Source organism: Spirillospora sp. CA-294931 (assembly GCF_050946795.1).
Taxonomy (GTDB): domain Bacteria; phylum Actinomycetota; class Actinomycetes; order Streptosporangiales; family Streptosporangiaceae; genus Spirillospora.
Genome location: NZ_CP192006.1, coordinates 7,364,759 through 7,389,807 on the forward strand (window position 1 = coordinate 7,364,759; position 25,049 = coordinate 7,389,807).

The 25,049-nt window shown below is 72.0% G+C and carries 21 protein-coding genes; 12 read left to right on the forward strand and 9 right to left on the reverse strand.

Annotated features, from left to right (window positions below; all coding sequences use genetic code 11):
• Window positions 1–49 precede the first annotated feature (49 nt).
• Window positions 50–3,652, reverse strand: coding sequence for a protein kinase domain-containing protein (locus ACQPY4_RS33295; RefSeq protein WP_433327759.1), 3,603 nt, complete (start codon window positions 3,650–3,652; stop codon window positions 50–52).
• 107 nt (window positions 3,653–3,759) lie between these two features.
• A complete protein-coding gene (locus ACQPY4_RS33300) occupies window positions 3,760–4,377 on the reverse strand; it encodes a TetR/AcrR family transcriptional regulator (RefSeq protein ID WP_433327761.1) in 618 nt (205 codons plus the stop codon).
• A 90-nt stretch (window positions 4,378–4,467) separates the two neighbouring features.
• On the opposite strand from ACQPY4_RS33300, the gene ACQPY4_RS33305 reads away from it, so the two are divergent.
• Window positions 4,468–5,430, forward strand: coding sequence for an AurF N-oxygenase family protein (locus ACQPY4_RS33305; RefSeq protein WP_433327763.1), 963 nt, complete (start codon window positions 4,468–4,470; stop codon window positions 5,428–5,430).
• Window positions 5,431–5,446: 16 nt separating this feature from the next.
• Window positions 5,447–6,931 carry an FAD-dependent oxidoreductase gene (locus ACQPY4_RS33310; protein WP_433327765.1) on the forward strand — a complete coding sequence of 495 codons (1,485 nt, stop codon included), beginning with the start codon at window positions 5,447–5,449 and terminating at the stop codon, window positions 6,929–6,931.
• Window positions 6,932–6,938: 7 nt separating this feature from the next.
• Here ACQPY4_RS33310 and ACQPY4_RS33315 read toward each other — a convergent pair whose 3' ends face one another.
• Window positions 6,939–7,181, reverse strand: a complete 243-nt coding sequence (locus ACQPY4_RS33315) for a DUF6411 family protein (protein WP_433327767.1) — start codon at window positions 7,179–7,181, stop codon at window positions 6,939–6,941.
• A gap of 212 nt (window positions 7,182–7,393) precedes the next feature.
• On the opposite strand from ACQPY4_RS33315, the gene ACQPY4_RS33320 reads away from it, so the two are divergent.
• A complete protein-coding gene (locus tag ACQPY4_RS33320; protein WP_433327769.1) occupies window positions 7,394–9,055 on the forward strand; it encodes a translation initiation factor IF-2 in 1,662 nt (553 codons plus the stop codon).
• Here ACQPY4_RS33320 and ACQPY4_RS33325 read toward each other — a convergent pair.
• Both ACQPY4_RS33325 and ACQPY4_RS33330 read right to left on the reverse strand, forming a co-directional pair.
• On the reverse strand, window positions 8,998–11,031 hold the full coding sequence (locus ACQPY4_RS33325; RefSeq protein ID WP_433327771.1) for an NB-ARC domain-containing protein: 2,034 nt from the start codon (window positions 11,029–11,031) through the stop codon (window positions 8,998–9,000). The two genes, ACQPY4_RS33320 and ACQPY4_RS33325, sit on opposite strands and share 58 nt — an antisense overlap.
• A 42-nt stretch (window positions 11,032–11,073) precedes the next feature.
• Complete coding sequence (locus ACQPY4_RS33330) at window positions 11,074–13,428, reverse strand: BTAD domain-containing putative transcriptional regulator (protein ID WP_433327773.1); 2,355 nt, start codon at window positions 13,426–13,428, stop codon at window positions 11,074–11,076.
• A 95-nt stretch (window positions 13,429–13,523) separates the two neighbouring features.
• Between ACQPY4_RS33330 and ACQPY4_RS33335 the strand changes: the two genes are divergently transcribed.
• The 3 genes from ACQPY4_RS33335 to ACQPY4_RS33345 all read left to right on the forward strand — a co-directional run bounded on the left by ACQPY4_RS33335 (window position 13,524) and on the right by ACQPY4_RS33345 (window position 18,020).
• Window positions 13,524–15,068: an MFS transporter gene (locus ACQPY4_RS33335; protein WP_433327775.1), complete on the forward strand. Its 1,545-nt coding sequence runs from the start codon at window positions 13,524–13,526 to the stop codon at window positions 15,066–15,068.
• A gap of 72 nt (window positions 15,069–15,140) precedes the next feature.
• Window positions 15,141–16,613 (forward strand): DUF885 family protein, encoded by a 1,473-nt coding sequence (locus ACQPY4_RS33340; RefSeq protein ID WP_433327777.1) that lies wholly within the window; start codon window positions 15,141–15,143, stop codon window positions 16,611–16,613.
• Window positions 16,614–16,676: 63 nt separating this feature from the next.
• Window positions 16,677–18,020, forward strand: a complete 1,344-nt coding sequence (locus ACQPY4_RS33345) for a DUF6461 domain-containing protein (protein WP_433327779.1) — start codon at window positions 16,677–16,679, stop codon at window positions 18,018–18,020.
• Here the strand turns inward: ACQPY4_RS33345 and ACQPY4_RS33350 are convergent.
• The gene (locus ACQPY4_RS33350) at window positions 18,003–18,428 is read right to left on the reverse strand and encodes an ATP-binding protein (RefSeq protein ID WP_433327781.1); all 426 of its coding nucleotides are present in this window, start codon (window positions 18,426–18,428) and stop codon (window positions 18,003–18,005) included. The two genes, ACQPY4_RS33345 and ACQPY4_RS33350, sit on opposite strands and share 18 nt — an antisense overlap.
• Before the next feature lie 306 nt (window positions 18,429–18,734).
• On the opposite strand from ACQPY4_RS33350, the gene ACQPY4_RS33355 reads away from it, so the two are divergent.
• Window positions 18,735–19,613 carry a helix-turn-helix domain-containing protein gene (locus ACQPY4_RS33355; protein WP_433327783.1) on the forward strand — a complete coding sequence of 293 codons (879 nt, stop codon included), beginning with the start codon at window positions 18,735–18,737 and terminating at the stop codon, window positions 19,611–19,613.
• A gap of 62 nt (window positions 19,614–19,675) precedes the next feature.
• Window positions 19,676–19,795, forward strand: a complete 120-nt coding sequence (locus ACQPY4_RS33360) for a DUF397 domain-containing protein (protein ID WP_433327785.1) — start codon at window positions 19,676–19,678, stop codon at window positions 19,793–19,795.
• An 11-nt stretch (window positions 19,796–19,806) separates the two neighbouring features.
• Here ACQPY4_RS33360 and ACQPY4_RS33365 read toward each other — a convergent pair whose 3' ends face one another.
• The gene (locus tag ACQPY4_RS33365; RefSeq protein ID WP_433327786.1) at window positions 19,807–20,052 is read right to left on the reverse strand and encodes a hypothetical protein; all 246 of its coding nucleotides are present in this window, start codon (window positions 20,050–20,052) and stop codon (window positions 19,807–19,809) included.
• A 34-nt stretch (window positions 20,053–20,086) separates the two neighbouring features.
• Window positions 20,087–21,118, reverse strand: a complete 1,032-nt coding sequence (locus ACQPY4_RS33370; RefSeq protein ID WP_433327788.1) for a medium chain dehydrogenase/reductase family protein — start codon at window positions 21,116–21,118, stop codon at window positions 20,087–20,089.
• Window positions 21,119–21,285: 167 nt separating this feature from the next.
• Between ACQPY4_RS33370 and ACQPY4_RS33375 the strand changes: the two genes are divergently transcribed.
• Window positions 21,286–21,783, forward strand: a complete 498-nt coding sequence (locus ACQPY4_RS33375) for a DUF6328 family protein (protein WP_433327790.1) — start codon at window positions 21,286–21,288, stop codon at window positions 21,781–21,783.
• Here the strand turns inward: ACQPY4_RS33375 and ACQPY4_RS33380 are convergent.
• Window positions 21,780–21,905: an LPFR motif small protein gene (locus tag ACQPY4_RS33380; protein WP_433327792.1), complete on the reverse strand. Its 126-nt coding sequence runs from the start codon at window positions 21,903–21,905 to the stop codon at window positions 21,780–21,782. The genes ACQPY4_RS33375 and ACQPY4_RS33380 overlap by 4 nt on opposite strands.
• A 130-nt stretch (window positions 21,906–22,035) precedes the next feature.
• On the opposite strand from ACQPY4_RS33380, the gene ACQPY4_RS33385 reads away from it, so the two are divergent.
• The 3 genes from ACQPY4_RS33385 to ACQPY4_RS33395 are packed head-to-tail and all read left to right on the forward strand — an operon-like array spanning window position 22,036 to window position 24,997.
• Window positions 22,036–22,266, forward strand: coding sequence for a hypothetical protein (locus ACQPY4_RS33385; RefSeq protein WP_433327794.1), 231 nt, complete (start codon window positions 22,036–22,038; stop codon window positions 22,264–22,266).
• A gap of 2 nt (window positions 22,267–22,268) precedes the next feature.
• The gene (locus ACQPY4_RS33390; protein ID WP_433327796.1) at window positions 22,269–24,560 is read left to right on the forward strand and encodes a molybdopterin oxidoreductase family protein; all 2,292 of its coding nucleotides are present in this window, start codon (window positions 22,269–22,271) and stop codon (window positions 24,558–24,560) included.
• Window positions 24,557–24,997, forward strand: a complete 441-nt coding sequence (locus ACQPY4_RS33395) for a hypothetical protein (protein WP_433327798.1) — start codon at window positions 24,557–24,559, stop codon at window positions 24,995–24,997. The genes ACQPY4_RS33390 and ACQPY4_RS33395 overlap by 4 nt, the downstream gene beginning before the upstream one ends.
• Window positions 24,998–25,049 lie beyond the last annotated feature (52 nt).

The following is a 25,049-nucleotide window of genomic DNA, read 5'->3' on the forward strand; positions in this document are numbered from 1 at the left end:
AACGGCCTTCCGCGACCGGCGGCGCCCACGAGATGGGGCGCGACATCGGTTAGCAGGTCTTGCGGTAGGTGAGGTCGGGGATGTGCTGGGTCCATTCCTGCTTGGTGAGGCCGCCGACCTGTTTGCAGAGCGCGGCCTTGAGGGGGGCGGGGGCGACGAGGTGGGTGACGAGCTTGCCGTCCTCGCCGCTGACGCTGTACAGGCGGGTGCCGTCGGCGCTGAAGGCCAGCGAGTCGACCTCGGCGTCGATCGAACCGGGCGTGCGGCCGGTGAGGGAGAGGCCGAAGCGGCGCTGGTTCTTGACGTCCCAGAGGTCGAGGTTGCCCTTCAGGTCGGACGTGGCGAGCAGGGTGCCGTCCGGGGAGAACGCGGCGATCGGGGTCTTGCTGCCGGGCGCGGAGACGGCGTTGCCGATCTGCTTGAGGTTCCTGACGTCCCAGAAGTTCAGGGAGCGCTGGGAGACCCGGTCCTGGACGGTCACGACGGTGCCCTGGCGGCTGATCGCCTGGACGGTCGTGGCCAGCGCGTTGGGCTCGGCGAGGGTCTTGCCCGAGGGGAACTCGACCACGCCGAGGTCGTTGGCGGACACGACGCGCTTGCCGTCCTGGCTCCAGACGATGCGCAGGTTGCTGCTGGTGTCGTCGGAGGCGGGGTCGCGGCGCTTGGCGCGGGCCTCGCCGATCTGGCGGCCGTTGGAGGTGTCCCAGAACCGCAGCGTGGCGGGGCTGGACTGGGGCGCGGTCAGGGTGCCGTCGGGGGTCTTGGCCGGGGTCAGGGTCGCCAGGGCCTTGCCGTCCGGGGAGAAGGACGGCTGCGGGCGCCCGAGCGAGTTGGCCGGGAGCGGGCCGAGGTTCACCGTGGCGCGCTTGGCCCTGGCCCGGACGTCCCAGATGTCGACCAGGCCCTCGTTGCGCAGGTGGGCCAGCTTGGCGCCGTCGCGGGAGAGGGCCATCCGCTCGCCGGGCGAGCCCTTCTTGAGCTGGATCGGGAGGAGCTCGCGCTTGGCGGCGTTGGCGGTGTTCCAGATCTGGAGGCCGTTCGGCTGGGTCGCGGCCAGCGTGCTCCCGTCGGCGCTGAGGGTCAGCTCGGAGTACTGCTCGGCGACCTTGACCGGGCGGACGAAGGCGCCGATGTCGATGGAGCGGACCCGTTCCTGGGTGTCGACGCAGCGCAGGCTGGTGCCGTCGGCACTGAACTGGTTGTTGTAGCAGTAGTCGTCGGGCTTGTACCGCATGAGCGGGACGAAGCCGCCGTCGCGGGTCTGCCACAGGGCCATGCCGGAGGCGAGGTACTCGCCGTCGCGGCTGAAGGCCAGGTCGGTGCCGTCGTGCTTGGGCGGCAGCTTCATGTCGGTCAGCTCGGCGCGGGTCCGGGCGTCCACGATCGTGATGCGGTCCTTGTCGCGGGCCGCGAAGAACCGTCCGTCGGGGCTGAAGGCCAGGTCGAAGTAGGTCTCCACGACGGTCGCGAAATAGGGGATGTTGAGCTTGACCTCCTTGGCGGTCGGGAGGTCCCACCAGACCAGGGTGTCGCGCTTCTTGCCGTTCATGCGCGCCCCGACGAGCGTCCGCTCGTCCGGGGAGAGGGCGAGGTTGCGAAACTGGCCCTTGGCGCCGAACAGCGGCCGTCCCGAGGCCAGGTCGAAGATCTTGACCTGGCCCCGTCCCGACACGATGAGGCGGGTGCCCGAGGGGCTGAGGCCGAGGCCGACCCCGGCGGGGTGCCGCTGGCTCACCGGGGTGCGGGCTCCCGTGGCGGTGTCCCAGAGGACGAGGCTCTGGTCTTCTTGCAGCGTCAGCAGCTTCTTGCCGTCGAGGCTCAGCTGGGAGCCCTTGAGCGGGGCCCCGGGGACGTTGACGGTGCGCGTGACCTTCCGCGTCCCGGGGTCGGCGAAGACCATCGTGTTCGCCTTCCACCAGACGTAGGGGCCGAGGCCGGACGGGGTCTCGACCTTCCACCCGTTGTCCGCGCCCGGGTCGACGCTCGGCGGCCGGTAGATGCCCTGCTCCCACTGCGACCACAGGGTGAGCAGGGTGTTGTGGACGTCGGGCCCGCCGGACAGCGACGCGGCGGCGACCGCGAGCCGCCGGGCCAGCGCGGGGTCCGAGCGGCGCAGCTGGACGGCCTGCGCCGCCACCTGGCGGCCGACCGCCGCGTCGCGCTGCCGGGCGACGGTCTTGTTGGTCTCCCTGAGGTTCTGGCTCTGGACGAAGGCCGTCGCGCCGGTCGCGGTGGCGACGAGCAGCAGCACGGTCAGCGCGGCGGTGACGGCGGTCTTGAGCCGGGCGCGGCTGCGGGTCTGGCCGACCGAGGCGTCCAGGAACGCCCGCTCGGTGGGGTTGAGGGTGAGGCGGCGGCGTCCGGTGCTCGCCCAGTCGAGGGCCTCGTCCAGCGTGGAGCCCTGGTAGAGGTCGGCGGGCTTGCGCCCGTTTGCGTTCCAGCGGCGCGCGGCGTCGGCGAGGGCGTGGTGGCTGTTGAGGCCGTCGCGCTCGGACTCCACCCAGTCGCGCATCCGGGGCCAGGCGCGCAGGAACGCGGGGGTCCCGATGCCCACGGCGCCGCCGTCGCCGTAGATGAGCCCGGCCTCGCCGAAGCTGCGCAGGACGCGCTGGAGGGTCGACTGGTCGGTGTCGGCGTCGGCGAGCTCGCCGACGTCGACGCGGCGGAGGGTGTCCTGGGCGCCGGGCCCGGTGGCGACCATGCGCAGCAGGATGCGCGGGACGGCCTCCTGAGCGTGCGGGTCGAGCCTCCCGTATGCCTGCTCGGCCAGCGCGGTGAGGGACGGCGGCATCGCCATCGACGGCCGGGTGGTCTCGGCGGCCGCGCGCTCGCCCGCCTGGAGCGGGTCGCGGGTCTCGCCGCCGATCAGTCCGGCGAGGATCTGCTCCGGGCTGGGACGCTCGGCCGGGTCGCGGTCGAGCGCGGCCTCCACCAGCGAGCGGAGCGGCTCGGCCAGCACCCCGGTGTCGGGCCGGTGGTTGAGCACCTGGTGCATGAGGGTGGGGAGCGTGTCGCCGTCGAAGGGCGGCTTCCCGGTCGCGGCGAACAGCACGACCGCGCCCCAGGCCCACACGTCCACGGCGGGGGTGGCGCTCTGGCCCCGGAAGGCCTCGGGCGACATCCAGCGCGGGGTCCCCTTCATCATGCCGGTGGCGCTGCGCGACATCTCCTCGGTCTTGGCGATGCCGAAGTCGATGACGCGGGGGCCGTCGGGGCCCAGCAGGACGTTCGCGGGCTTGAGGTCGCGGTGGATCACGCCCGCCCGGTGGATGGACGACACGGCGGTCGCGATGCCGATCGCGAGGCGGTGCAGGTCGTCGGGGGCGTAGGCGCCGGTGCGGTCGACCCAGCCCTGGAGGTCCGGGCCGTCGACGTACTCGCTGACGATGTAGGGCGGCGTGTGGTCGAGGTCGGCGGCGATGACGCGGGCCGTGCAGAACGACGCGACGCGCTGGAGCGTGGCCAGCTCCTTGCGCAGCCCGTGGCGGACCACTTCGTTGACGGCGTCGCCGTGCAGGGCCTTGACCGCGGCCCGGTTCCCCCGGTCGTCGTATCCCTCGAAGACCACGCCCTGGCCGCCCGCGCCCAGCCGCGCCGCCAGCCAGTAGCCACCGAGCTGCCTGGGGTCGTTCTCCTGGAGGGGGACGGCCATGGTTCGCATCCTCGGGACGTCGGTCGGGAGCCGCGTCGCCCCCCGGTAACGGGCGCCAATCGTATACACACACGATCGTCTTTTAGAGTTTCGCCCCGATATGTGATCTACGACATCGACGGGGACGGCACGCCGTCCCGTCCGGGCAGCAGCGCGGTGAATCCGATGACCGTGCGCAGGTAGCGGCGCAGAGCCTCGGGGTCGTCGGCGTCGACCGCGCTGTTGACCAGCACCAGCGACAGCACGAACCGGGTCAGGACGTCGATGAGGACCGCCGCGTCGATCGGCGGGAACTCGCCGCGGTCGATCTTGCGCTGGACGATCGGCCCGGCCAGTGCGGTGACGCGGGCCACGGTCACGTCGGCGTGGGTGGTGAACAGGGGCAGGACGAGGTCGGGCACGTCGCGGACGGCGGCGCCGAGCAGCCGGTGGCCGCGCGCGTGGCCGACCAGCAGGACCAGCAGGTCGACGACGTAGTCGGCGTCCCACTCCGCCTCGTCGATGGCGGGCTCGATCAGCTGGAGGAAGGCGGTGAGCTCGCGCTCGATCAGCGCGTCCTTGATCTCGTCGAGCGTGCCGCCGTACTTGTACAGCGTGGGGCGGGAGAGCCCGGCCCGGCGCGCGATCACCGACAGCAGCCGGTTGGAGGCGAACCCGCCCTCGGCCAGGCAGTCGGCCGCGGCGTCGAGGATGCGCGCGCGGATCTCCCCGGCCTGGCTGGACATGAGCCGATTGTAGAGCCACGTCACATTGACCCCGGATTCCCCGGCATTTACAGTTCCCTCAGTAAGTGTAAACGTACTGGGAGGTCCGGGATGGCGCAGTCGACGGGATATGGCGAGTTCCTGCGGACCCTGTCCAACGGATCGGTCCACCGGCGGTTCGACCCGTATCTGGACATCCCCTGGGACTCCCCCGAGTTCGCCGTGGACCCGTCCGACCCCCGCTGGATCCTGCCGGACTGCGACCCGCTGGGCGCCCACCCCTGGTACCGGGCGCTGCCGGAGGACCGGAAGATCGCGATCGGGCTGTGGCGGATCGCCAACGTCCAGAAGGTCGGGCTGGCCTTCGAGAGCGTGCTGATCCGCGGGATGATGCAGTACGCGATGCGCCTGCCCAACGGGTCGCCCGAGTTCCGCTACTGCCTCCACGAGATGACCGAGGAGTGCAACCACATCCAGATGTTCCAGGAGCTGGTCAACCGCATCGGGGCCGACGTCCCGGGCATGAAGGCGCCCTACCGGGCGACCTCCCACTTCTGGCACCTGGGTGCCTACCTGCCGGTCATCTTCTTCATCGGCATCCTGGCGGGCGAGGAGCCGATCGACCACTTCCAGAAGAGCGTCATCCGGGAGGGCGCCGACCGTCCCCCGGTGCTGCTGCGCACCATGGAGATCCACATCGCCGAGGAGGCCCGGCACATCTCCTTCGCGCACCGCTTCCTCAACGAGCACGTCGCCCGCCAGACCCGTCTCGGACGGGGCGTGACCTCGATCGCCTACCCGCTGATCATGCGCTGGCTGGCCGGGGCCATCATGGCGCCGCCGCGACGGCTCGCCAAGGAGTACGGCATCCCGCGCAAGGTGATGCGCGAGGCGTTCTGGCGGCGGGACGAGTCGCGCGCGATCATGCGCGAGTACTTCGGCGACGTCCGCATGCTCGCCCACGAGCTGGGGCTGATGAACCCGGTCTCCAGGGCCGTGTGGAAGGCCTGCCACATCGACGGCCGCCCGTCGCGCTTCCGGGGCGAGCCGCACCGCCCGGCCCGCGTCGCCTGACCCGAGGACCCCTTTCATGCCCCACGTGGTCACGCAGTCGTGCTGCGGCGACGCCTCGTGCGTCTACGCCTGCCCGGTGAACTGCATCCATCCCACCCCGGACGAGCCGGACTTCCACACCTCCGACATGCTCTACATCGACCCGGTCGCCTGCGTCGACTGCGGCGCCTGCGTCAGCGCGTGCCCCGTCGAGGCGATCGCGCCGCACGACCGGCTCGGGCCCGCCCAGCTGCCGTTCGTCGAGATCAACGCGGGCTACTACCGCGACGCGCCGCCGCGCCCGCTGCTGGCTCCCGTCACGCCGCCGCTCTCGCTTCCCGCGGGCCGCGAGCCGCTGGACGTCGCCGTCGTCGGGACCGGCCCGGCCGCGATCTACGCGGCCGACGAGGTGCTCACCTGCCCGGACGCGCGCGTCACGCTGTACGAGCGGCTCTCGTCCCCCTACGGGCTGGTCCGCTCGGGCGTCGCGCCCGACCACGTCAAGACCCGCCGGGTCACCGAGCTTTTCGACCGGATCGTCGCCCAGGACGCGCTCCGGGTCGTCTACGACACCGAGATCGGCCGCGACCTCACCCACGACGACCTGCTGGACCGCCACCACGCGGTGATCTACGCGGTCGGCGCGTCCTCGGACCGCCGCCTCGACGTCCCCGGCCGGGAGCTGGCCGGCACCGCCACCGAGTTCGTCGCCTGGTACAACGGCCACCCCGACCACGCCGACCATGACTTCGACCTGTCCCACCCGCGGGCGGTCATCATCGGGAACGGCAACGTCGCCCTGGACGTCGCGCGGATCCTCACCGCCGACCCGGGCGCGCTGGCCGCCACGAGCATCGCCCGTCCCGCCCTGGCCGCCCTGCGCGGGAGCCGGGTGGAGGAGGTCGTGATCGCGGCGCGGCGCGGCATCGCCGAGTCGGCCTTCACCCTCCCCGAACTCGTCGGGCTCATGGAGACCCCCGGCATCGACCTGGTTCTGGACCCCGGCGACCTGGCCGAGGGACCCGAGCGCCCGCTCGACCACGCCACGTCCGAGAAGACCAGGCTGCTCCGCGACCTGGCGGAGCGTTCCCCTTCCGGCGCCGGGAAGCGCGTCGTGCTGCGCTACCTGTCGTCCCCGCTCGCCCTTCTCGGCGACGGCCGCGCCCAGGGGATCGAGCTGGGCCGCAACGCCTACGCGTCCGGCGGCGTCGAGCCGACGGGAGCGTCCGAGATCCTCGACACCGGCCTGGTGCTCACCTCGATCGGGTACCGGGGAACCGCCGTGCCCGGCGTCCCCTTCGACGCGGCCCGGGGCGTCATTCCAAACGCGGAGGGCCGCGTCCTCACCGAGCCGGAAGGCCCGGTGCTGCCCGGCGTCTACGCCACCGGCTGGATCAAGCGCGGCCCCACCGGCTTCATCGGCACCAACAAGCAGTGCGCCCAGCAGACCGTCCGCCACCTGGTGGACGACCACGCGGAGGGACGGCTCCGCCGCCCCGCCGCCCTGGCCGCCGGGCTCTGAACGAGGATCAGAACGGCATCCGCCCCCGGGCCCGGCGCCCGGCCGAGCCGCTGCGGCCCACGGCACGCGAGGAGCTGCGGAACGGCTTGCTCAGCAGCCGCCCCAGCTTGCCCGGGGCCGACGATCCCGCGCGCGACCCCACCCCGAGTGCGCGCTGCGCGCCCCGCTGAGGATGGCGCGAGAGCCTCGGGAGCAAGAACGCCAGCACGAGCAGAACCACACAGACCGCGATCACTCCGACGATGACCATTGCCCCTCCTCCGTTTGCCGCCACATGGCCGCGCTTTACCCGCACAAGGGCCGAACAGTCCTGACCGCGAGCGGCCCGGAGCGATGATCAGCTCCACGACCTGGGAAAACGCGCCGCACATCCGAGGGGCGCCCCGCTGCCGACCAGGTCCGTCCGCGCGCGGGGGCGGTCCGGATAGGGTTGGGCGGCTCGCGGCGAGGTGAGAGGCGATCGTGTTCGGCAGGCGGAGGGGCGCGGGGCAGGGGTGGCGCACGATCGAGGCCGAGCGCGAGGTCCTCGCGGTCGTGCGAACCGTGACCTCGGCGTCCCGGCTGCTCGATGTCCTGCCCGTGTTCGACGGCGACCTCCGGGTCCAGGTGTCGTTCACCGTCAGCGCGGGCTCGGCGTTCGGCGGCGGCCTCCCCGACTTCCTGCACGGGATGCGCGTGGTCCCGTGGCGGCGGGCGGTGCGGACGCGGTTCGACCTGGCGCTGACCGCCTCGGCCAACGGCGCGCTGCACCGGCTGAAGGCGCCGGTCGCCGTGATGCCGCACGGCGTCGGGCACAACCGGCTGGTCGAGGCGGCCACCGGCCACCCGGACGTGGCGTCCGGGCTGTCGCGCGGCCAGCTCCTGCATCGGGGGCGGGTCGTCCCGTCGCTCCTGGTGCTCTCGCACGCCGAGCAGCTGGCCCGGCTGCGCCGGACATGCCCGGACGCCGCCCGCGTCGCGATCGTGACCGGCGATCCGGCCTTCGACACGATGACGTCCAGCCTCCCCGCGCGGGACCGGTACCGGCGCGCCCTGGGCGCGGGCCCCGGGCAGCGGCTGCTGGTCTTCAGCTCGACCTGGGGCCCGCGCTCGCTCTTCGGACGCCACCCCGGCCTCCTGGCCCGCTGGGTGGCGCAGCTCCCGATCGACCGCTACCGGGCGGCGCTGATCCTGCATCCGAACGTGTGGGCCCGGCACGGCGAGCCGCAAATCGACCTCTGGCTGGCGGACGCGCTGGACGCCGGGCTGCGGCTCGTCCCGCCCGAGCGGGGATGGCAGGCCGCGCTGGTCGCCGCCGACTGGGTCGTGGGCGACCACGGCTCGGTCACCTACTACGCGGCGGCGCTGCGCCGGCCGACCGCCCTGGCGGCCTTCGGCGCCGAGGAGCTCGCCCCGGACTCACCGCTGGCGGCGTTCGGCGCGGGGCGGCCGCTCCTGGATCCGAGGCGTCCCCTGCTCGACCAGCTGGGCGGGCTCCGGCCTCCCGCGGACCTCCCCGACGCGCTGGGCAATCGGGGGAACGGGGCTCGCGACCTGCGGCGGGCGCTCTACGCCCTGATGAAGCTCGACCCGCCGCCCGTGGCGCCCCGGCAGCGCTCGCTGCCCGAGCCCGCCGGCCGGTACCGGGAGGTCGCCTCGGTGCTCGTCGCCGGGACGGCCCGCGCCGACCGGGTGGAGCTGGACCGCTACCCCGCGACGCTGGACGGCGACGACCTCGACGACCCCCATCTCCTGGTCGAGGAGATCGAGGCCGACCGGCGGCTGCTGGAGAGCGCGGCGGTCTTCGTCCGGCGCGAGCCCCCGGCCGACGCGGACGCCTGGGCCAAGGACGTGCTGGCGGCGTACCCGGGAGCCGATCTCGCGGTGGCCTCCCTGGGCGACGAGCGCGCCCTGATCGTCCACCGGGACGGGCCGCGTCTGGTCGGCCGGGGCGGCGACGTCGCGCTGATCGCCGCCGCCGTCCGCCTGCGGCACGCGGCCGGTCTCCCCCTCGACGGGACGTGGACGGTCTCAACGGGAGCCGAGGAGGTGCGCATCAACGTCACCCCCCCCCGCTGGTTTAGCGGTCAGGTTTCGATGATCGCCCGAAGGGCCGCCGCGCGACGGCGATACGTCGCGGCCTGATCGGCGTCGCCGGACACGTCCGCCAGGACCTCGAGGACCTGTGCCTCGCGGTCGGGCAGGTCGCGCGCGGAGAACACCCCCACCGCCCGGGCCAGCGCGGCGGACGCCTCGTCCGGTCGGCCCAGGGCGGCGAGCACCTCGCCGCGCAGCGCGTCGATCTTGGCCCCGCTGAGGTCGTCGCCGAGCCCGGCCATCGACTCCCCCGCTTCGCGCAACGCGTCGGCCGCCTCCGCGTGGCGGCCCGCGTCCGCGAACGCCATGCCCAGGTGGAAGGTCTGCAGCGCGACGCCGCGCGGGTTGGCCTCGGCGGCGTTGATCTCCCGGGACCCGCGGAACGCCTCGATCGCCCCCTCGTGGTCGCCCGATCCGAGCCGGACCAGCCCGGCGGTCTCGATCACCGCCGACTCGACCCGGCGGTGCCCGCCGCGCGCGGCGGCGGCCAGCGCCTCGGGCAGCGCCTCGGCGGCCTCCTGGAGCCGTCCGGCCCGGAGCAGGGCCCGCACCACGTGGTTGTGCATGCGCGCCTCGGCGGCGGCATGGCCGCTTCGGGCGGCGGACGTCGCCCCGAGCCGCGCGACCTCGTGCTCGTCGGCCAGATGCGCGCGGTTGTCGTAGAGCGCCCAGAGCGCCTCGGCGAATTCCCAGACCTCGGTGTCCCACCGGCTCCGCGCCGCCAGCCGGACGGCGGCCAGCAGGTTGGTGCGCTCGGACTCCAGCCAGCCCAGCGCCTCCTTCCCGTCGGCGAAGACGTGGCCGTCTCCGGGCGGCGCGGCCAGGCGCAGACGGCCGCCCATGACGGACGCGTCGGCCGCCTTCGTCCGGGCCAGATACCAGCCGACGACGCGGCGGGCGTCGTCCTGCCCCAGGCCCCGCGCGTGCAGCCTGACCAGGTCGTGGAAGCGGTAGCGGTCGTCGCCCACCTCCTCCAGGAGGCTGGCCTCCAGGAGCTGGTCCACCAGCGGCGCGACGCCGTCGGGAGTCGCACCGGCGATGAAGGCGATGACGGGCAGCGAGAACTCCGGGCCCGGATGGGAGCCGAGCCCTCGGTACAGCGCGGCGGTCCGCTCGGGGAGCGCCGCGTAGGCGTCGTCGAACAGGGCTTCCACGACCTGGGTCCCTTCGGAGGTCAGCCGCTCCAGCCGCCGCCGCTCGTCCTCCAGCTCCGCCGAGAGCCGTCCCAGCCCGTGACGGCGCCGCAGCGCGAGATGGGCCGCGCAGACCCGCAGGGCGATCGGCAGCCCGCCGCACATGCGCACCACCTGGGCGGCGGCCTCGGGCTCGTCGTCGACCCGGCCGTCGGCCAGCATGGTGCCCATCAGCTGGACGCCCGCGCTCTCCCCCAGCGGCGCGAGCTGCACCAGAGTGGCCCCCGACACCAGCAGACCGCTCAGGCGACGGCGGCTCAGCGCCACCACGACGCTGCCCGCCGAGCCGGGCACCAGCGGGGTGACCTGGGCGGGCTGCTCGACGTTGTCGAGCAGGACCAGGAGCCTGCGGTCGGCCGCGATCGAGCGGTAGAGGGACGTCCGCTCGGCCAGGTCGGCCGGGATCCACTCCTCCCGGACGCCCAGCGCCCGCAGGAACCCGCCCACGACATCGCCGACGTCGACGCCGCCCCGATGCCGCAGCGCGCCGAGATCGGCGTAGAGCTGGCCGCCGTCGAAGCGGTCGCTCACCCGGCGCGCCCAGTGCAGGACGAGCCCGGTCTTCCCGACGCCGCCCAGCCCGCTGACCACCGCCACGACCGGACGGTCGGGCTCGCCCGCGACCAGCCGCTCCAGCGCTTCGAGCTCCGCGTGGCGGTTCACGAACCCGACCGGCGCGGCGGGCAACTGCCGTGGCACGCGGACCGGAGGAAGGGACACCTCGGGAAGGCGCACCGTGCCGACCGACCCGGCCTGCACGACGATCCCGACGCCACCGCCGGACATCTCGTTGACGACGCGTGCCGACCTCTCCGCTTCCGGTTCGGCCATACCGTCCCTCGCCCTAGACCAGACAGCCCGTTCAAGGCGAATCTATGGGAGGACCCCGACTCCTGTAAGCGCATCAGTCAACAAGATCGGGCGGGGTGTGGACCCGCCCCGCTCGAACTCGCGGGCGAACTCGTCCTCGCCCAGGGACGCGCGGACCGCCGCGACCAGCCGGACGGCACCGGTGCCGGGCCGTCCCGTCGCCGCCGCCGCGCCCAGCAGGCGCGCCGCGTGCCGGTCGCGCCCGCCCAGCAGGCGCGCCGAGGCCAGCCCCTCCAGGGCCCGGGCCGCCAGCTCCGGGTCGCCGCCCGCGCGGGCGAGGCCGTCGCGGTGCAGGTCTTCCGACGCCTCGACCAGGGCCAGCTCCAGCGACCTGCGCGCCTCGTCCAGGCGGCCGAGCTGGATCCAGTACCAGGCCATCGCGCCCGTGAGCCGCAGGGCCATCGCCGCGTCCCGCCGCCGCAGCGTCGACTCCAGCGCCGCCCGCAGGTTGACCGACTCGGCGTCCAGCAGCACCAGCCACCGGCGGCGCGCCGGTCCGTACCGGAACGCCTCCGCGCACTCGGCGACCCGCGTGTAGTACAGGTCGTGCAGAGCCTGGACGCGGTCGCGCTCCCCCGCCTCGGCCAGGCGTTCCAGGCAGTAGGTCGCCACCGACTCCAGCAGCCGGTAGCGGGCGCCCCACGGGCCGCCCGGTTCGGCGGGGACGACCAGCGACCGGTCGACCAGGCGGGCCAGCAGATCGACCAGGTCGGCGGCGTCCACACCGTCGCCGGTGCAGACCTCCTGGATCGCGCCCAGCGTGCAACCGCCGGTGTGCACCGCCATCCGCCGCAGCAGCGCGCGCTCCTGCTCCGACAGCGGCTCCCAGCTCCAGTCGATCACCGCCCGCAGCGTCCGGTGCCGCGTCGGCCCGCCCCGGCGGCCCCCGTTCAGCACCCGGAACCGGTCGTCGAGCCCCTCGGCCAGGCCGTGGACGCCGAGTGCCCGCACCCGGGCCGCCGCGAGCTCCAGCGCGAGCGGCAGGCCGTCCAGGCGCGCGCAGATCTCCGCCACCGCGTCGGCGTTGGTCTCGTCCAGCGCGAACCCGGGAGCTGACGCGGCCGCCCGCTCGGTGAACAGCCGCACGGCCGCGTCTCGTGGCAGCGGCGGCACCGTCCTGACCGTCTCGCCGGAGATCGCCAGCGGCTCCTGGCTCGTCGCCAGGATCCGCAGGCCCGGCGCCGACTTCAGCAGCAGGTCCGCAAGCTTGGCGACCGGCTCGATCACGTGCTCGCAGCCGTCCAGCACCAGCAGCGTCTTCCCGTCGTCCAGCACGGCGGGCAGCCGGTCGGCGGCCCCTGCGGGCTCGTCTCGCCAGCCGCCCGGCAATGCCAGCGCCGCCGCGACCAGCTCGGCCACGTCCTCGGGCGCGGACGTCTCCGGCGCCAGCGGCGCCAGCTCGGCGAACACCACCGTTCCGGCCGGACGCTCGCGCAGCGCCTCCACGGCCAGGCGCGTCTTGCCGACGCCGCCCGGCCCGGCCAGCGTCACCAGGCGGGACGAATCCAGCGCCGCCCGCAGCGCCGCGACGTCGTCGTCCCGTCCCACCAGCGCCGTCATCGGAGCCGGGACGGTCGCGCGCGGCGTCGTGACCGTCCGGGGCGGCGCGTCCAGTGCCGCGTCGTGCTCCAGGATCGCCTGGTGCAGCGCCGCGAGCTCGGGCCCCGGATCCAGGCCCAGCTCCTCGCGGAGCCGCTCGCGCAGCTCGCGGTAGCAGGAGAGCGCCTCGTTCTGCCGTCCGGACCGGTACAGCGCCAGCATCAGCGCGCCCCTGAACCGCTCCCGCAGCGGGTGCTCCTGCACCAGGTCGCCCAGCTCGCCGACCAGCGCCGCGTGCTCGCCCAGCGCCAGCCGCGCCCGCGCCAGATCCTCCAGCGCCGCCAGCCGCGACTCCTCCAGCCGCGCCACCGCGGGCCGGACGAACTCCTCGTCCTCGAACCCGGCGAACGCCGGACCCCGCCACAGCGCCAGGGCACCGGCAAGGATTGCCGCCCTGCCCCGGGGATCGTCCACCTCCGCGGCCCGCGCGACCTCCGCCTCGAAGCGGCGCGCGTCGACCGCGTCCCTCTCGACGTCCAGGACGTAGCCCGACGCGCTCGACATGATGATCTCGGGACCGTCCGGCTCGGCCTCCCGCAGCACCCGGCGCAGCTGCGACGCCTTCACCCGCAGCGCGTTGACGGGCTTGCCGGGGGCGTCCGACGGCCACAGATCGTCGATCAGCCGGTCATAGGACACCCGCCGTCCCGCCCGGACGAGCAGGGCCGCCAGGAACACCCGGACCTTCAGCTCGGGCACCACGACCGGACGGCCGTCGTCCGTCCCCACCTCCAGCGGGCCGAGCACCCCAAAGCGCATGCACACAAGCTAACCCGCCGTAAGCGGATCCGAATCCCGCCATAACCGCTCCGCCGCAGATTGGGGGCATCACCCTTCCAGAAAGGCTCGCCTCCATGTCTTCCGATATCGCGCCGGGCACGCGGGCCGGCGCACGCGAATGGGCCGGCCTCGCCGTCCTCGCCCTGCCGGTGCTGCTGATGGCCATCGACAACAGCGTCCTGTTCCTGGCGATGCCGCACCTGAGCGCCGACCTCGAACCCAGCGGCACCCAGCTCCTGTGGATCATGGACGTGTACGGGTTCATGGTCGCCGGATTCCTGCTGACCATGGGCGCCCTCGGCGACCGCTTCGGGCACCGCCGGCTGCTGCTCATCGGCGCCGCCGCCTTCGGCGTGGCCTCCGCGCTCGCCGCCTACTCCACCAGCCCCGAAATGATCATCGCCGCCCGCGCCCTCCTCGGCGTCGCGGGCGCCGCGCTCGCGCCGCCCGCGCTCGCGCTGATCAGCACCATGTTCACCAACACGGGCCAGCGCGCCACGGCCGTCGGCGTCTTCACCGCCTGCTTCATGGGCGGCGCCGCGTTCGGCCCCGTCGTCGGCGGCGTCATGCTGGAGCGCTTCTGGTGGGGCTCGGTGTTCCTGCTCGGCATCCCCGTCATGGTCCTGCTGCTGGTCGCGGGCCCGCTGCTGCTGCCCGAACACCGCGGGACGTCCGCCGGCGGCCGCGTCGACCCGCTCAGCGTCCTGCTGTCCCTCGCCGCGATCATCCCGATCATCTACGGCCTGAAGGAACTCGCCGAGGACACCGGGCGCCCGACCCCCTACCTCTCCATCGCGGCCGGGCTGGCCGTCGGAGCCCTGTTCGCCGCGCGCCAGAACCGCCTGGACGACCCGCTCCTCGACCTCCGCCTCTTCCGCGGCCGCTCCTTCACCGCCGCCATGGTCATCCTGCTGTTCGTCATGATCATGCAGGGCGGCATCTACTTCTTCGTCAGCCAGTACCTCCAGACCATCGAGGGCTTCTCGCCGCTGCGCGCGGGCCTGTGGCTCATGGCCCCCGCGCTCGCACTCGGCGCGATGTCCCTGGCCACGCCCGCCCTGGCCCGCCGCTACCGTCCCGGCGTCATCGTCGGCACCGGCCTGACCGTCAGCGCCGCCGGAATCCTGCTGGTCGCCTTCGCCGACTCGCGCGCCCTGGTCATCGTCGGCTTGGTCATCGCCTTCCTCGGCGCGGCACCGGTCAGCGTCCTCGGGCTCAACCTGGTCGTCAACGCCGCCCCGGCGGGCCGCACGGGCTCGGCGTCGGCCATGGCCGAGAGCAGCGGCGAGTTCGGCGTCTCCTTGGGCGTGGCCGTCCTCGGCAGCGTCGGCACCGCCGTCTACCAGGCGTCCATGGACGTCCCGCCCGGCGCCCCGGCCGCGTCCGCCGACTCGGTCAACGCCGCCGTGTCCGCCGCCGGGAACCTCCCCGAGCGCCTGGCCGGCACCGTGATCGCCAACGCCCACGACGCCTTCATGGACAGCCTCGCCGCCGTCGCCGTCACCAGCGCCGTCATGATGCTGCTGCTCGCCGCCGTCTCCCTCACCCTTCTACGATCCATCCGTCCCCTGGGCGAGGAGGAGTCGGAGGAACAACCCGACGCGGTTCCGGCCCGATAACCGATCGGACCTGCGTCCGAGCACGGAATTGGCCCTGTCCGGGGACCACCCCGGGTGATCGACTTCGGTCACATGACCGCTGACCCACGACTGCGAGCGATCTGCTCGATGACGATCCCGGCCGCCCGCGAGCAGGCCGGCCTGCACCACTACGACGGAGTACTCCAGGATCTGTCCGCCGACGGCGTCCGGCGCGGCCTGGCCGCCCTCGGCGGCGAGCCCCGCGCCGACCGCCGCGACGAGGCCCGGCTCGCGGCGGCAGAGGAGGCACTGCGCGTCCGGTTCGGCGAGCTGGAACAGCACCGCCGCGACCCGGCCCTCCACCTCGCCAACCTCGACCTGTCCTGCTACGACCGCGCGTACGCCCCGGCCGAACAGCGCGCCGAGGCCGTGCGCGCCCACCTGCGAGCCTGGCCGGACGCCGTGGACGCGGCCATCGCGACCCTCGACAACGTGTCGGCCGACCACGCCCGGGACGCCATCGAGACGGCCCAACGCCTGGACGTCACCGACCCCGCCGCAAGCTCCGCGCTCGACCGCCTCATCGCCCACCTGGACAAGGCCACCGCCCCCCTTGAACCCATGGGACGGCAGGCCCTGACCCGCCTCCTCTCGGCGACCGAGGCCATCGAGGTCGACCTGGACCGGATCGCCGACCGCGCCGAGACCGAGCGCCACCTCTGGCGCACCCGCCTGGACGAGGCATGCCGCCGCCTGGACGCCTCCGCCGACCCCCGGGCGACCGTCCAAGCCCTCCAGGCCGACCACCCCGAACCAGACGACCTCGTCGCCGCCGCCCGCGCCCTCGTCGCCGAGGCCCGCGACTGGGCGGCCGGACTCGTCCCGTATGACGACGGCGAATGCCTCGTGGGCCCCACACCTCCCAGCCACTACTGGGAGGTCGCCACGATGACGTGCGCGGCCCCCCATGAACCCGACGGCCCCAGCTGGTTCCGCGTGACCCCACCGTCCCCGTCCCTGCCGCGCGAACAGCAGCGGCAGTGGCTCACCAACTACTACCGCGCGGGCCTGGCGAACATCGTCATCCACGAGGTCGCGCCCGGCCACTTCTCCCACGGCCGCGCCCTGCGCCGCGTCCCCGGCGAGATCAGCCGCACGCTCCTCTCCGAGACCTTCACCGAAGGCTGGGCCCACTACACCGAGCAGCTGGCCCTGGAAGAGGACTTCTGCCCCGGCGACCCCCGCTTCGAGATCGCCGTGGCCCGCGACGCCCTGCTCCGCATCACCAGACTGACCTGCGCGGTCGGCCTCCACACGGGCGCCATGACCCTGTCCGAAGCCACCACCCGCTTCGAAACCGACGCCTTCGTCCCACCCCACGCGGCCCAGCTCGCCGCCCGCCGCGTCCTACGCGACCCCATGACCCTCACCTACACCTGGGGCCGCATGGCCGTCCTCGACCTCCGCGAAAAGGCCAAGGCCACCTGGGGCCCCGACTTCACCCTCCCCCGCTTCCACAAGGCCCTCCTAACCCTCGGCGCCCCACCCCTAGGCCTCCTCCCCACCGCCCTCAACCCGGTCTAGTCGGACCTTGTTGGCCGAACGCGGTCACCGCGGGCGGGAGGTGAGGGCTCATAGGGTGATCCCGTGGGATCGCATGCCGGGCGGGGAGCCGTCGCCGCCGACTACGCCTGGGGCGACGTCGAGAGCGAAGGCGAGGGCCTGTTCTCGGCGTACTGCCTGACGCTGGTGCGCGGGGTCACGCCGCGCGAGTTCTTGGCTCGGCTGGGCGCACAGATCACGTTCGACGCCCTACCGCTCGACCAGGATTTCTTCGACCGCTCCTTCGAGTGCTGGGACGAGCCGCACCACGGCGACGTCCAGTTCATCGGGGCCACAACGGTGCCCGGGGCGGACGGTGACTGGACCCTGGGCCTGGAGGTGAACGGCCATCTGGGCGTGACTCCCGAAGTCGCGATATCGGCGTCGGCCGGAACCCGGCTGGTCTCGCACCGCTACAACGGAGGCAACGGGGTCGGCTCGTTCCTCTGGGTCGAGGACGGCGACCCCCGGCTGAGCTTCGAGCCCCTGTTCGCCTACCAGCGCGATGGCAGCAGCCCCGATGCGCTCCTGGAAGACATGGAGCGGATCGGCTTCGTCCTGGACGAAGACCGCGAGGACATCGGCCCGACCACCACAGCCGCGTTCGCACTGGCCGAACGGCTCACCGGGGTCAGGGTGACCGAGGCCATGATCAGCGATGCGACGTTCCTCTGCGGCACGGTGCACCTCCCCGACCCTCCGACCGAGGACGAGCCCGTCCCGCACAAGTCGTTCAGGAGCGACATGAACTTCTTCTCTGCCATTTCCGCCACTGCCGAAGACGGAGACGACGACTTCGAGTACGTTCCCGAGCCCTGGGAGGGGCCGCCGCCCCACACGCTCGGTGCGGTCGTCCCCCTCGACCTGCTCGCGGCACGCACCCCGAACGTCGTCGTGGCGTTGACGCACGCCACCGTCTTCGAGACCGGAATCCAGTTCCACCTCCGCGTCGCCGCACGCCGCGGCGACATGAGCGACGATCGCTGGTTCGCCATCGAATCGGCCCTGTTCGGCCACTCTCAGTCGCACCTGCGCAAGGGCGCGAAGCTGCCCGACCACATCCGCCGCTACGGCGTCCGGTTCGCCGACGGCACCAGGGCCGTGGCGATCGCCGACGACTTCGCCGCGTGGGACCCAGGCGACCACCCCCCGGAAGGCCCCGTGCTCTCCGCGTCCGGCGGCAGCGGATCCAGCAACGGCGACGGCGAACTCGAATCCGAAGAAGAACTGTGGCTCTGGCCGCTGCCCGAGACCGAGTCGCTGGAATTCGCCGTCGAATGGCCCCTCGCCGGGATCGATCTCACCTTCGTCGAACTCGACACCCGCGCCCTCCGCAACGCCGCCGCCCACACCCGCCCCTACTGGGACACATCACTGCCCGCCAGCTGAGAAGCACACCGTGACCGTGCGGGACTGGTCGGTGCCGGACCAGGACCAGCGGGCGGAAAGCGCGGTGACAAGGGCGAGGCCGCGGCCCGACTCGGCGAGACCGCCGGGCGCGCGGCCGGTGGGACGACCCGGGCCGCCCTGGTCGGTCACGGAGACGGCGATGCCGTCGGAGTCGAGCACGATCGCGACCCGGAAGATGCCGCCGGGCTCGCCGGAGCGGCTGTGCTTGATGGCGTTGACGACGAGCTCGGCGACCGCCAGCAGCACGTCGTCCAGCCCCGGGTGAGCGGGCAAAAGCACGCGCAGGAAGGATCGGACCTGCCCGGCCTGATCAGGTCGGCCGGGAAAGGAACGCTGCCAGTACATCTCAGGGAGGGACGAGGCAGGCTGGGGCATCGCGAGCAGCATCGGCGTACTCCGTAAGCGGTGTTCGGCCGGTCACCCGGCGCGGTCAAGCCCAGTCCACCCACCGCGATGGTCGGCGTCTCGCTTTCGGCCCCTCCGACTGCTCGTCCGGCCGATTCCTACGATGCGCCGGGCGACGGGTCCCGCGGCCGACGTTCCGGGGCCGTACGACCGGCTCGCGAACGTTCCCCAAGCCGCACGTCACGATCCACCAGCACCCCACGCGAGGCTGAGAACCGCCACCCAGCGTGATGCTTCCTTGCCTATCGTGGCGATCAGATCTAGCCGACCTGGGCAGGGAGAACGAGCGTGAGCAGCCCCTATATACGCCGCCGCCGACTCGCCTTCGAGTTGCGCGCCCTGCGTGAAAGCCGGGGGCTGACGGCCGACGAACTGGCCGCCCGTATCCACCAGTCCCGCGTCAAGATCTCCAAGCTGGAGAACGCCCACAACCGCCCCGACCTGACCGACGTCCTGAACATCCTCCGCGCCCTCGGAGTCCCCGACACCGAATGGCGTCGCTACCTGGAACTCGCCGCCGACGCCGCCAAGAAGGGCTGGTGGGACAAGTACGGCGATGCCATGGGCAGCCTTCAGCGCATCTACGCCGACATCGAAGCGGGCGCCGAAAGATTGCGCGAGTTCCAGCCCGGCGTCCTGCCGGGCCTGCTGCAAACGCCTGAATACACCTGGGCACTCGTCGACATAGGCAAAGCTCAAGGCCCCCTGAGCTACGACCCAGCACGCGCCATCCAGGCCCGTGCAGACCGACAGCGATCAGGATTTCGCGACGGCGGGCCACACTACGAGGTCATCCTTGATGAGGTCGGCCTCCGCCGATTCAGCGTCCCGACGGAGGTCATGCGGACACAACTGATTCACATGATCCATATAGCCGAGGAGCATCCCCAGCTGAGCATCCGAGTATTTCCCCTCATCACCGGGTCGGTCGGAGAACCACTGCCTCGGTCTCAGTTCGTCCTCTACACGTTCCCCGACCCGGCCGACCCGCCAATGGTCGCCGTCGGGACGGACGGAGGCCACTTCTTCTACACCGAGCCAGAGCAACTCGGTCGTTACACCCACATGTACGAGTACATGCGGGGCCTCACACTGTCTGAAGTGAGCAGTCTCACGATGCTCAATGAACTCGCAGACGAGATCAGCCAGAGAGGGCACTCCGCATGACATGGCATCACACGTCTTGGCGCAGGTCCATCAAGTGCCATCCATCGGACGACTGTGTCGAAGTGGGTTGTTCGGACCGCGGCACGATCGGAGTACGCGACACCAAGGCCGATGGTCAGGGCCCGATCCTGGAACTCAGCCACACCGAATGGGCCGACTTCCTCAGCAAGATCCGCCAGTGACTCGCAGTTGCTCAGGGGCGTTCGGAGTAGCGGGGCAGGTCGGCAGTGTCGAGGGCGAAGGAGAACGGCTCCGGTAGAGGGATCTGTTCTCCGTACTCGCCGCTGAGTGATCCCCGGTACCCGTCCTCGCCTGGGTGGCTGTGCAAGGACCATGTGCCGACCCGCAGGTCGAGGGTCAACAGCAGGCGAACACCGGCGATGGCGTACCAGTCGTCCTTGTCCGTGTTCCCCTTGGCCCGCTCGGACTTGGAGATCACGGGTGGTCCTCTCTGTGCTGGCCGAGGTTCGGGGTTATGGGGTTAGGACGATTTTGCCGGTTACTGTGCCGGATTCGGCTAGGCGGAGGGCTTTGGGGGTTTGGGTTAGGGGGAGGCGGGTGGCGATCTTGGCGGTGATGTCGCCGCGTTGGTGGGCGGTGAAGACCTGGGTGAGGTCGGCGCGGAGGCGGGTGCGGAAGCGGGTTTTGGACAGGGAGCGTCCGGCCCAGATGTTGAAGAAGTAGGCGCGGCGGCGGTTGGGGAGGGCGTTCCAGAGTGAGACTCGGGCGATCAGTTTGAGGACGGGCCACTGCTTGGAGCCCTCGTCGTCTCGGGTGGCGGCGCTGCCGTAGGAGACGAGCGTGCCGCCGGGGGCGAGCAGGCGCCAGGAGTCGAGGATGCCGGGGCCGCCTACGTGGTCGAAGACGGCGTCCACGCCGTTGGGAGCCAGGGCGCGGATCTGGGCGGTGAGGTTGGGTGCGCGGTAGTCGAGGGGGATTACGCCCTGGTTTCGTAGGGTCTCGTGGTGGCGGGACGAGGCCGTGCCGATGACTTTGGCGCCTGTGGCGTGGGCTAGTTGGACTAGGACCGAGCCGACGCCGCCGGTGGCGCCGTGCACCAGGACGGTCTGCCCGGCCTGGACGCGGGCCTTGCGGTGCAGCATCTGCCAGGCGGTGATGCCGTTCACCACCAGGGTTTCCGCCTCGGCGGGATCGATGCCGTCGGGGACGGGCACGACGTCGGCGGCCTCGACCAGGACGTGGCTGGCCCAGCCGCCGACCTTGACGAGCGCGGCGACTCGGGTGCCCGTCAGGGCGGGCTCGACGTCCCGGCCGGTGGCCAGCACCGTGCCGACCAGGTCGTAGCCGGGGACGAACGGGAAGGCGGGCTGGTCGTAGTAGCGGCCGCGGCGCATCTGTTGTTCGGCGAAGGAGACGCCGGTCGCCTCCATCTGGATCAGAACCTGGCCCGGCCCGGGGGCGGGGACGTCCCCGTGCCGGATTCGCAGGCCCTCCGGCTCGACCTTGCCCGGCAGGACGACCTCGACCAGTCCTTCGACGCTCATGACACCCTCCATGCGTTACTTATACTTGCGTTCGTTATAAGTTGTAACGCATGGAGGGTGTGAGTGTCAATCGCGTTTGCTAGAGGGTCTAACGCGGTGCCCCGGGCGGCTGCCGTGATCGGCGTGAGGCGTACGCTCGATCACACCTGCGTCGAGAGGAGCACAGCGTGCCCGAACAGCCCGAACCGGCGCCCTTCAACGGACGTTCGGAGACGCCCGCCGAGCGCGCGGACCGCAACTTCGTCGAGATGTTGCAGGGTTTCCGGGTGGCGGTCACGGGTGTGCAGGTGCTGTTCGCCTTCCTGCTGACCGTCCCGTTCTCGGTCGGCTTCGCCAAGACCGACTCGTTCGACCGCTGGCTCTACTACGTCTCGCTGGTGGCCGCCGCGGTGGCGTCGATGTTCTTCATCGCGCCGGTGTCGCAGCACCGGGTTCTGTTCCGGCGGGGGCTGAAGGAGCCCCTGGTTCATCGGGCGAACGTCTACGGCTTGATCGGCACGCTGGCCCTGGCCGTGTCCATGACCGCCGCCACCATGATGGTGGTCGACTACCTCTTCGACGGCCTGCTCCCCGTCATCACCGCCGCGTGCGGGGCCCTGCTGGCGGCGTGGCTCTGGTTCATCGAGCCGTTGATCCAGCGGCTGGGCAACTCGGAACCCTCTTAGACGCCTCGGCGATGGGTCCGGCGGCGCGGCGAGAGGAGACGGGCCAGCACGCGGAATGGCAGGGTGATCACGTTGATGATGGTGGAAATGATGGCCTGAAGTGCGGCGCTGATACGACGCATGGTTCTTTCCCTTCTCTTGACTCCACGTTTCCCTGTACCCCTCGGGCGGCCGCTACACATTCGACGGCGTTCTGATAGTTCCTCCTGTTTCTGGGTAGGCGAGGCATCCCAACCATCAAGAGGAGGCTTCATGGCGACCGAAGAGACCGGTCAGGTCACGGGCACCAAGGACAAGGACTACAACCTGATCTGGTTCACCGAGGCGTGTCTGAGCAACGCTCTGCGCCTGGAGACCTACATCAAGGACGCCGAGCGCGAGGGCGACCAGGAACTGGTCAGCTTCTTCCAGCGTGCCCAGGGAGAAAGCCGCAAGGGGGCCGAGCAGGGCAAGGAGCTTCTGCGCAAGCGCCTGGCCGGCTGAGAGTGGATCGGATCGCCGAGCCGTGGGGGACGCGGCGCCCCTACGGTTCGGGAGAGTCCTGGCCCGCGCGCGTCGACGAGTACGTCACGGCCGACGAGGTCGAACGCTGGGTGCCGTCGGCGTCGGTTCTGCACTCCGATGGCGACGCCATGGACATCGCGGTCAAGGACGGCCGGATCGTCGGCGTGCGCGGCCGGGAAGGCGACCGGGTCAACCGGGGCAGGCTCGATCCCAAGGATCTGTACGGCTGGCAGGGCACCTCCCGAGACCGGCTCACCCGGCCGCTGGTCCGCCAGGGCGGCCGCCTGGTCGAAGCCGACTGGGACGCGGCCATGGACCGCGTCGCCCGGACCTGCGGAACCCTGCTGGACGAGAACGGCCCGGGCTCGATCGGCTTCTACACCAGCGGCCAGCTCGTCGCCGAGGAGTACTACACGCTCGCGGTGATCGCGCGCGCCGGGATCGGCACCAACCACCTGGACGGCAACACGCGGCTGTGCACGGCGACGGCGGCGGAGGCGCTGAAGGAGTCGTTCGGCTGCGACGGCCAACCGGGTTCCTACTCCGATCTCGACCACGCCGACGTCATCGCGCTGTTCGGGCACAACATGGCCGAGACGCAGGTCGTGCTGTGGTCACGGGTCCTCGACCGGCGCGCCGGGACGGATCCGCCCGCGATCATCTGCGTCGATCCGCGTCCCACGCCGGTCGCGCGGGAGGCCGACGTCCATCTCGCTCCGGTTCCGGGCACCAACGTGGCGCTGATGAACGGCCTGCTGCACCAGATCATCGCCGCGGGCCGGATCGATCGCGGCTATCTGGACCGGCACACGATCGGTTTCGCCGAGCTGGAGGAACGCGTCCGCGACTACCCGCCCGAACGCGCCGCCGAGATCTGCGGCGTTCCGGGCGGGGAGATCCGGCGGGCGGCCGAGTTGCTGGGACGGGCGCGGCGGCTGACGTCCACGGTGCTTCAGGGCTTCTACCAGTCCCATCAGGCGACGGCGGCGGCCGTGCAGGTCAACAACCTGCATCTGGTCCGCGGGATGCTGGGCCGTCCGGGCTGCGGGGTGCTGCAGATGAACGGGCAGCCGTCGGCGCAGAACGCCCGCGAGTGCGGCGCCGACGGCGACCTTCCCGGCTTCCGCAACTGGGCCAACGACGCCCATGTGGCCGAGCTGGCCGGGATCTGGAACGTCGAGGCCGAGCGGATCCCGCACTTCGCGCCGCCGACGCACGCCATGCAGATGTTCCGGTACGCCGAGCAGGGCTCGCTGCGGCTGCTGTGGATCAGCGGCACCAATCCGGCCGTCTCGATGCCCGAGCTGGAGCGGATCCGCTCGATCCTGGCTCGGGACGAGCTGTTCGTGGTCGTCCAGGACCTCTTCCTGACCGAGACGGCCGAGTTCGCGGACGTCGTCCTGCCGGCCGCCGCGTGGGGAGAGAAGACCGGCACGATCACCAACGCCGACCGCACCGTCCATCTGCTGGAGAAGGCGGTCGAGCCGCCCGGCGAGGCCCGGACCGACCTGGAGATCCTCCTGGAGTTCGCGCGCCGGATGGACTTCCGTGACAAGGACGGCGGACCCCTGGTGACCTGGTCCGATCCCGAGTCGGCGTTCGAGGCGTGGAAGCGGTGCTCGGCGGGACGTCCCTGCGACTACACCGGCATCACCTACGACCGGTTGCGCGGCCCGAGCGGGATCCAGTGGCCGGGCGACGGCACCGAACGCCTCTACTCCGGCGGACGGTTCCGGGCGGGCCCGGACGAATGCGAGAGCTACGGCCGCGACCTGGTCACCGGAACGCCCGTCGAACCCGTCGAGTACCGAGCCCTCAATCCGGACGGCAAGGCGGTCATCAAGGCCGCCGCCTACCTGCCGCCGCACGAGGCCCCCGGGGACCGGTACCCCTTCGCCCTGATCACGGGCCGGACGCTCTACCACTTCCACACCCGGACCAAGACCGGACGCGTCCCTCGGCTCAACGACGCCGCGCCGGAGGTGTGGGTGGAGATCTCCGCCGAGGACGCCCGCGCCCACGGCCTGGCGGAGGGCGACCTGGCGGAGATCTCCACCCCGCGCGGCCGGGTGCACGCCCGCGCCCGGATCACCGCGATCCGTCCCGGCGTGCTCTTCCTGCCCTTCCACTACGGCTACTGGGACCGCTCCGAGGCCAAGCCGGAAAGGGACCGGGCGGCCAACGAGCTCACCCCCACCGACTGGGATCCCGCGTCCAAGCAACCCATCTTCAAGACCGGCGCGGCCCGGATCACCCGATTGGGACGCCCATGAGCGTCGCCCTGGTCCTGCGGCGCCTCTACCAGGACGAGGCGCGCCTGGCCCGCCGCCTGGAACGCCTCGCGGAACGCCATCCGGCCGAGCACGAGATCCATCATGTGGCCCGCGACCTGGCCGCCTGGTCCAAGGCGCACCTGCCCAGCATCGCCGAGGCGGCGCCGCCGCCGCACGACGGCGTCCCCGAACCCGAGACCGCGAACGAACCGCCCGCGCACAACGGTCTCGCCCTGCTCCACGACCTCTGGCAGGTCCATCTGGACGCCGCGGCGGTGTCCCTCGGCTGGGAGATGGTCGCCCAGACCGCACAGGCGTCCAGGGACGGCGAGCTGCTCGCCCTGGCCCAGCGGTGCCATCCCGACACCCTGCGCCAAATGCGCTGGACCAACGCGCAGATCAAGCAACTCAGCCCGCAAATCCTGCTGAACTCTTGAGTCGGATTTTTCCGCTTCTCCAGAACAGCGCATTGGGATAATGCCAATCTGG

Bases quoted from the DNA above. Each gene is read 5' to 3' on its own strand.
- ACQPY4_RS33295 (WP_433327759.1), bottom strand. From the start codon at position 3,652: ATGGCCGTCCCCCTCCAGGAGAACGACCCCAGGCAGCTCGGTGGCTAC.
- ACQPY4_RS33300 (WP_433327761.1), bottom strand. From the start codon at position 4,377: ATGTCCAGCCAGGCCGGGGAGATCCGCGCGCGCATCCTCGACGCCGCG.
- ACQPY4_RS33305 (WP_433327763.1), top strand. From the start codon at position 4,468: ATGGCGCAGTCGACGGGATATGGCGAGTTCCTGCGGACCCTGTCCAAC.
- ACQPY4_RS33310 (WP_433327765.1), top strand. From the start codon at position 5,447: ATGCCCCACGTGGTCACGCAGTCGTGCTGCGGCGACGCCTCGTGCGTC.
- ACQPY4_RS33315 (WP_433327767.1), bottom strand. From the start codon at position 7,181: ATGGTCATCGTCGGAGTGATCGCGGTCTGTGTGGTTCTGCTCGTGCTG.
- ACQPY4_RS33325 (WP_433327771.1), bottom strand. From the start codon at position 11,031: ATGGCCGAACCGGAAGCGGAGAGGTCGGCACGCGTCGTCAACGAGATG.
- ACQPY4_RS33330 (WP_433327773.1), bottom strand. From the start codon at position 13,428: ATGCGCTTTGGGGTGCTCGGCCCGCTGGAGGTGGGGACGGACGACGGC.
- ACQPY4_RS33335 (WP_433327775.1), top strand. From the start codon at position 13,524: ATGTCTTCCGATATCGCGCCGGGCACGCGGGCCGGCGCACGCGAATGG.
- ACQPY4_RS33340 (WP_433327777.1), top strand. From the start codon at position 15,141: ATGACCGCTGACCCACGACTGCGAGCGATCTGCTCGATGACGATCCCG.
- ACQPY4_RS33350 (WP_433327781.1), bottom strand. From the start codon at position 18,428: ATGCTGCTCGCGATGCCCCAGCCTGCCTCGTCCCTCCCTGAGATGTAC.
- ACQPY4_RS33370 (WP_433327788.1), bottom strand. From the start codon at position 21,118: ATGAGCGTCGAAGGACTGGTCGAGGTCGTCCTGCCGGGCAAGGTCGAG.
- ACQPY4_RS33380 (WP_433327792.1), bottom strand. From the start codon at position 21,905: ATGCGTCGTATCAGCGCCGCACTTCAGGCCATCATTTCCACCATCATC.
- ACQPY4_RS33385 (WP_433327794.1), top strand. From the start codon at position 22,036: ATGGCGACCGAAGAGACCGGTCAGGTCACGGGCACCAAGGACAAGGAC.
- ACQPY4_RS33395 (WP_433327798.1), top strand. From the start codon at position 24,557: ATGAGCGTCGCCCTGGTCCTGCGGCGCCTCTACCAGGACGAGGCGCGC.